Genomic DNA, 6,555 nt, shown 5'->3' with positions numbered 1-6,555 from the left:
TGCCTGATGATGCTGCGCGACCACCATGGCTCGCTTTCGGGCATGGATGCGGTGGTGATTGGCCGGTCGAACATCGTGGGCAAGCCGATGGGGCAATTGCTGCTGGGCGATAGTTGCACCGTGACCATCGCCCATTCGCGCACCAGGGACCTGCCGGATGTGGTGCGGCGCGCCGATATCGTCGTGGCGGCTGTCGGACGGCCCGAGATGGTGCCGGGCGACTGGATCAAGGAAGGCGCGACCGTGATCGACGTAGGCATCAACCGGATCGAGCGCGACGGCAAGAAAAAGCTGGTCGGCGATGTCGACTATGCCAGCGCGGCTGAGCGTGCGGGGGCGATCACCCCGGTTCCGGGCGGCGTGGGTCCGATGACCATCGCCTGCCTGCTGGCCAACACACTCACTGCATGCTGTCGCGCTAACAAACTCCCAGAATTTGAAGGCCTAACAGCGTGAGCCTCGCTGCTGGCGCTTCAACCGGCAGAATGTCTGCCTGCGCCAGCGCGCAACAATATTGGTATAATGCGGGCCGTGCCGCGCGCATGGTGATCGTGTCCATTGGTCATTCGGCGTCGAATGCTGCGCGCGTCCGCGCGTTGTTAGCCCGCGCGGCACAAACCGGCATGGCGTTGGATCAGCAATTCTGGGGCAAGGATATGTCGCAGGATAAGTGCCGAACTCAGGTCAAGCAATTGAACGCGGCGGTGGATGTATATGCTGTCTTGTTGCTGCCTGACGCGCCTACACATATTGATATTCTCAACCTGCGAAGTGAATTGCAGGGACACAAAGATCTCAGTCGACCTGGCGCATGGCATCATCCCGGACCAGTTCGCCCGGGCGAAGTTGATTGCGTTTCATACAGCGCGATTGTGGCCCATCAGGCTCATGGTATTGCAATGGGCAAGCGGATGCTCAAATCGCAAGATAGCCAATTCCGGAAAAAGCTATGAGGCAACCAAGCCATTGAGAGATTGACATTTTCTCTCTCAGGATCGCCCAGGCCAGGACAACCGTCAATAACCCGAAGATCGAGGCCGCGACGGATGCGTATTGGGCATTGGGCAACCCCCCGGCAGATACGACGCACAAAAGCGCCACCGCGTCGAGCGTGCCCATCAGGCACAATAGGGGCAGGGCCCGCGTGCCCGGCCAAAGCGACTTGCGGGATGCAAGGGCAATTGCGGCCAGGACCGGGATGGCGGTCAAGCGTCCAATCAGCGAAACGGTGAACTCATTGCCAAGTTCGGCTGCACATTGTCCCAAAGCGAATGTCGCAGCAAACCCAATTGCAGCAAGAATTGAAAAGGCAATTGTCGGCCTGGCTGCAGGATATTCTGCTCCGTCACCCTTGGATCGTGCTGAGACAATGGACACGCCGAAACCAATGGCGATGATTGCCAGCCAATGCCATATGCTGACTTCGGAACCGCGCCATATTGCAAGGGTGACTGACAAAACGGGATAGCTGGCGACAAGCGGGGCGACCAGACGTACAGGCCCGCGCTGAAACGCAGCATACATGCTGAGGCCAGCCAGCAGGTAAAAGCCGCCCGACGCAACTGCATAGGACACTGCCTCGACGGGCATGGGGGCAAACCCGGACCAGATCGCCACAAGTCCGAACTGAAGCACAGCCCCGGCAACCAGCACGGCCATCAACGCGGCGATGACGCTCACGGACTGGCTGACATATCGCACGGCAAGATCGTGAAAGCCCCAACATAATGCGGCCAGCAGACCCAATACAAGGGCGCTCATCCGGTCACCTCATGTATCTGGTCATGCCCACACATTGCGTGCCCATCTTGCGATATCAACCGCGCCAACATGTCACTGGTGATAAACTTATTTTCCTGTTATGCAATATTTATTGACGGCTACAACTCGGGAAAGAGACGTATGTCATCTGCATTGGATCAAATCGGCGGTGAAGATCGACTTCGGGCTCTGGTCGAACGGTTCTACGACCGCATGGAGACCGATCCGGCCGTACATTCATTGCACAGGTTGCATTTTCGCGGACACGGGTTGTCTCATACGAGACAGGCACAGTTTGAATTTCTGAGCGGGTTACTTGGCGGTCGGGCCTATTATCGTGAGCGATTTGGTCATATGGACCTGCGTGAAATTCATGCGCATGTGCCGATACGCGAGGCCGATGCCGAGCTTTGGCTGGATACGTTTGACGCCGCGTTGGCGGATTGCGGAATGGACGGTCCGGTGGTGGACAAAATGCGCAAAACTCTGCGCCGTGCCGCGTTGATGCTGGTCAACAATGTCCCAGACTGGAGAGTCGAAGCCGACAGCGGAAAGAACCTTGAGGTTCATGGCTGATCAGATCTGTCGCAATCTGGCATAGAGGCTGGATGTGATCTTGAATTGTTCCGCAGCAATATTGTCGCTATCAGAGATCATCGTCTGCACCGCGTCTGCGGACCCAAGCCAATTCACAGCGCATTGATGATTTGCCGGATCGGTCATCCATGATTGGATCGTGCCCTGAACAAGTTCGGGGTGAAACTGCACGCCCCAGGCGCTATCTGAGACCCGCAAAGCCTGTACAGCGCAAGCATCAGATTGCGCCAGAACCGATGAGTTGGGCGGTAGGTCAATGGCCTCAACCCCATGCCATTGTAGCACCCGGAATTGATCGGGCAGGGGCTCGAACAGCGGATCACTGCGCGTGTTGTCAGTCAAATTGATAAAAAGCACACCGATCTCAGGCTTCTGCATAGGTACACATTTCCCTCCTAACGCATCAACCAGAAGTTGGTGGCCTAGACATATCCCAAAGTACGGTCGCTTGAGGTCTTGAATCCAGGTCCTGATCGCTTGTTTTTCGGGCACGAGCCACGGGTGCGCCTCGGTTTCCCAGACGTCCATCGGGCCGCCTAGAACCAGAAGCAAATCAAAATCGTCGAGTTGCGGGATTGGTTGGCCATCATACAGATGCACGACTTTGGCCGTATCACCGCATGATGAAATGTGCTCCAGAAACGCTCCGGGGTTTTCGCCCGACGAATGCTGGAAAATCAGGACATTCATTAGGCACGGGCCTCCATCCGAGCGTCTGTATCGGGGCGGCAGCGGTCTGCAGCCCCAAAGTTTCTTAGATATCGAGCGTGTGGTCCTTTTCCCAGCGTGAGAAATGGCTGACGAACGAGTTCCACTCCTGATGCTTCATCTTCAGAAACGCGCTTGAGAATTCCTGACCCATCATGGCTTTCAACTCGGTATCATTGTCGTATTCGCGCAACCCGTCGAGCATGTTCAGCGGTAGTTTGGGGGCGTCGGTGACGGTGTGGCCTTCGGCATACATGTCAATGTCCCAGCGACGTCCCGGATCGGCTTTGGAGCGGATGCCGGACAGACCCGCGGCGATGATAACCGCCTGCAGCAGATAGGGGTTCGTGGCCCCGTCGGCCAGGCGCAGTTCGAACCGGCCCGGGCCGGGCACCCGGACCATGTGGGTGCGGTTGTTGCCGGTCCAGGTCACGGTATTGGGGGCCCAGGTCGCACCCGACATGGTACGCGGTGCGTTGATGCGTTTGTAGCTGTTCACCGTCGGGTTGGTGATCGCTGCCAGCGCACTGGCATGTTTCATGATCCCGCCCAGGAAATACTTGCCCTGTTCGCCAAGTCCCACCTCGCCGGTCGGACCGTCGCCTTCGCCGGCGAAGACGTTGGTTTTGGCGTCCGCTCCGGGTGCATCCCAGACCGAGATATGAGCATGGCAGCCATTACCGGTCAGCCCTTCGACAGGCTTGGGCATGAAGGTGGCGCGGAACCCGTGCTTCTCGGCCACAGATTTGGTCATGAACTTGAAGAACGAATGCTTGTCGGCGGTGCGCAGAACATCGTCAAATTCCCAGTTCATCTCGAACTGGCCGTTGGCGTCCTCGTGGTCGTTCTGGTATGGCCCCCAGCCGAGATCGAGCATGTAATCGCAGATCTCGCGCACCACGTCATAGCGGCGCATCACCGCCTGCTGGTCATAGCAGGGCTTTTCGGCGGTATCGAACGGATCGCTGATCTGCTCACCATCTGGGGTCAGCAGGAAGAATTCAGCCTCGATGCCGGTTTTGACATGCATCCCCATCTCGGCGGCCTCGCCGATCAGACGGCGCAGCACGTTGCGCGGGGCTTGGGCGACATCTTTGCCTTCCATCACGCAGTTGCCTGCAACCCAGGCGACCTCAGGCTTCCATGGTAGCTGAATCACCGATGACGGGTCCGGTACCGCCAGCATGTCAGGATGCGCGGGGGTCATATCCAGCCAGGTGGCGAACCCGGCAAAACCTGCGCCGTCTTCCTGCATCTCGGCAATCGCCTGCGCGGGCACCAGCTTGGCCCGCTGCCCACCGAACAGGTCGGTGAACGAGATCATGAAGTATTTGACGCCTTTTTCTTTTGCGAAAGCTGCGAGATCTGTCGTCACGATGGCTTTCCTTTCCCTGTTGAATTTTTAATTTCCAAAGCAAAAACGCGGCCCCCGTTAAGGAGCCGCGCAATATCAGTTCAGAACCCTTCCTTGCCCGGGTACCAGCTTGTCCCGGCCAACGGGACACGCGCCATTGCGGCGGCCTCCATCGTCAGAGCACACAAATCCTCGGGTTCGAGATTGTGGAGGTGATTGTGACCGCAGGCCCGCGCAATGGTTTGCGCCTCAAGCGTCATCACCTTGAGATAGTTGCGCAGACGGCGTCCGGCCTCGACCGGATTCAGACGGGCCGCCAAGTCGGGATCCTGCGTGGTGATACCCGCGGGGTCCTGGCCCTCGTGCCAGTCGTCATAGGCCCCGGTGGTGGTGCCCAGCTTTTGGTATTCGGATTCCCATTTCGGGTCGTTGTCGCCAAGCGCCACGAGCGCGGCGGTGCCAATGGCCACCGCGTCGGCGCCAAGGGCCATTGCCTTTGCTACATCGGCCCCGGTGCGAATGCCGCCCGAGATTACCAGTTGCACTTCGCGATGCACGCCCAAGTCCTGCAGCGCTTGCACGGCAGGGCGAATGCAGGACAGCGTCGGCAGACCCACATGCTCGATGAACACGTCCTGCGTCGCGGCAGTGCCACCCTGCATACCGTCCATCACCACCACATCGGCCCCGGCCTTTACCGCCAGCGCGGTGTCATAATAGGGGCGGGTCGCGCCAACCTTGACATAGATGGGCACCTGCCAGCCGGTAATCTCGCGCAGTTCGAGGATCTTGATTTCCAGATCATCCGGGCCGGTCCAGTCGGGATGGCGACAGGCCGAGCGCTGGTCGATGCCTTTGGGTAGGGTTCGCATTTCCGCGACGCGGTCGCTGATCTTTTGACCCAGCAACATGCCGCCACCGCCGGGTTTTGCGCCCTGACCAACAACGACCTCAATTGCGTCGGCCTTGCGCAGATCATCGGGATTCATCCCATAGCGCGAGGGCAGATACTGATAGACCAGTTTACTGGAATGGCCGCGTTCCTCGGGCGTCATGCCGCCGTCGCCGGTGGTGGTCGACGTGCCCGCCGCTGATGCGCCGCGGCCCAGGGCTTCTTTCGCAGGGCCGGACAGGGCGCCAAAGCTCATACCCGCAATGGTGATCGGAATGTCCAGTTCAATCGGCTTTTTTGCAAAGCGCGTGCCCAACGTTACCGAGGTGTCGCAGCGCTCGCGGTAACCTTCGAGCGGATAGCGACTGATGCTGGCGCCCAGAAACAACAGATCATCGAAATGCGGTACCTTGCGTTTGGCTCCTCCGCCGCGGATATCATAAATTCCCGTGGCCGCAGCGCGGCGGATTTCCGCATTGATCGGATTGGTGAATGTCGCCGACTGAATCGGCAGGGTGCGGGGGATCTGATCGTCCATGTCTTTCATACCCTTCTTCCTCAGTAAGCAGCGGCGTTGTCGACGTCGAAGTTATAAAGCTGACGGGCGGAACCGTAGCGTTTGAATTCTTCGGGGCTGGCATCCGCGCCCGCGCGGTCCAGCAGGTCCTTCAGGATATCCAGATGCTCGGGGCGCATCTCTTTCTCGATGCAATCGGCGCCCAGGCTCTTGACCGAGCCGCGCACGAACAGCTGCGCCTCGTAAAGCGAATCCCCCAGTGCATCGCCTGCATCACCGCAGACCACAAGATTACCGGCCTGCGCCATGAAGGCCGACATATGACCGATATTACCATGCACCACGATGTCGATTCCTTTCATCGAGATGCCGCAGCGCGAACTTGCGTTGCCCTTGATGACCAGCAAACCGCCGTGGCCGGTGGCGCCAGCATATTGGCTGGCGTCGCCTTCGACAACGACCTGACCGGACATCATGTTCTCGGCCACGCCAGGCCCAACCGAGCCTTCGACCTTGACCGTCGCCTGTTGGTTCATTCCTGCGCAGTAATAGCCAGTTGAGCCCTTGACCGTCACTTCGATAGGCGCATCCAGCCCGACGGCAATCGCGTGGCTGCCTTTGGGGTTCACGACTTCCCAATGGGTCTGGTTGGTCTCGGTGGATTGCGACTGCAAGGTGGCGTTCAACCCACGAAGGCCGTCTGCTTCAAGATCATAGGTTTGCATG

Annotated in this window: 7 protein-coding genes and 1 pseudogene; 3 read left to right on the top strand and 5 right to left on the bottom strand. The window is 58.8% G+C overall.

Annotated elements, in window-relative coordinates; genetic code table 11:
- Together ACR0EZ_RS24455 and ACR0EZ_RS24450 are read left to right on the top strand one after the other, a co-directional pair.
- Positions 1-456 (top strand): annotated as a pseudogene (locus ACR0EZ_RS24455) (bifunctional methylenetetrahydrofolate dehydrogenase/methenyltetrahydrofolate cyclohydrolase); the annotation flags it as partial.
- Positions 453-953: a hypothetical protein gene (locus ACR0EZ_RS24450; protein WP_480617402.1), complete on the top strand. Its 501-nt coding sequence runs from the start codon at positions 453-455 to the stop codon at positions 951-953. The pseudogene ACR0EZ_RS24455 and the gene ACR0EZ_RS24450, both read left to right, overlap by 4 nt.
- On the opposite strand, the gene ACR0EZ_RS24445 is transcribed toward ACR0EZ_RS24450, so the two are convergent.
- Positions 916-1,761, bottom strand: coding sequence for an EamA family transporter (locus ACR0EZ_RS24445; RefSeq protein ID WP_480617401.1), 846 nt, complete (start codon positions 1,759-1,761; stop codon positions 916-918). The two genes, ACR0EZ_RS24450 and ACR0EZ_RS24445, sit on opposite strands and share 38 nt — an antisense overlap.
- 141 nt (positions 1,762-1,902) lie before the next feature.
- Between ACR0EZ_RS24445 and ACR0EZ_RS24440 the strand changes: the two genes are divergently transcribed.
- Entirely contained in the window at positions 1,903-2,337 is a 435-nt protein-coding gene (locus ACR0EZ_RS24440) for a group II truncated hemoglobin (RefSeq protein WP_480617404.1), read from the top strand.
- Here the strand turns inward: ACR0EZ_RS24440 and ACR0EZ_RS24435 are convergent, their stop codons facing one another.
- From ACR0EZ_RS24435 to ACR0EZ_RS24420, 4 genes are all read right to left on the bottom strand, one after another.
- On the bottom strand, positions 2,338-3,048 hold the full coding sequence (locus ACR0EZ_RS24435) for a type 1 glutamine amidotransferase (protein ID WP_480617400.1): 711 nt from the start codon (positions 3,046-3,048) through the stop codon (positions 2,338-2,340).
- Positions 3,049-3,112: 64 nt separating this feature from the next.
- Positions 3,113-4,441: a type III glutamate--ammonia ligase gene (glnT, locus tag ACR0EZ_RS24430; RefSeq protein WP_170694319.1), complete on the bottom strand. Its 1,329-nt coding sequence runs from the start codon at positions 4,439-4,441 to the stop codon at positions 3,113-3,115.
- An 80-nt stretch (positions 4,442-4,521) separates the two neighbouring features.
- Positions 4,522-5,850, bottom strand: coding sequence for an FMN-binding glutamate synthase family protein (locus ACR0EZ_RS24425; protein ID WP_170694336.1), 1,329 nt, complete (start codon positions 5,848-5,850; stop codon positions 4,522-4,524).
- Between the two features lie 20 nt (positions 5,851-5,870).
- Positions 5,871-6,554, bottom strand: coding sequence for a GltB/FmdC/FwdC-like GXGXG domain-containing protein (locus ACR0EZ_RS24420; RefSeq protein WP_170694318.1), 684 nt, complete (start codon positions 6,552-6,554; stop codon positions 5,871-5,873).
- Position 6,555 lies beyond the last annotated feature (1 nt).

The organism is Ruegeria sp. AK4, assembly GCF_056541025.1.
Note: the sequence above shows the minus strand (reverse complement) of the source record. Positions and strands in the feature narration are given on the sequence as shown.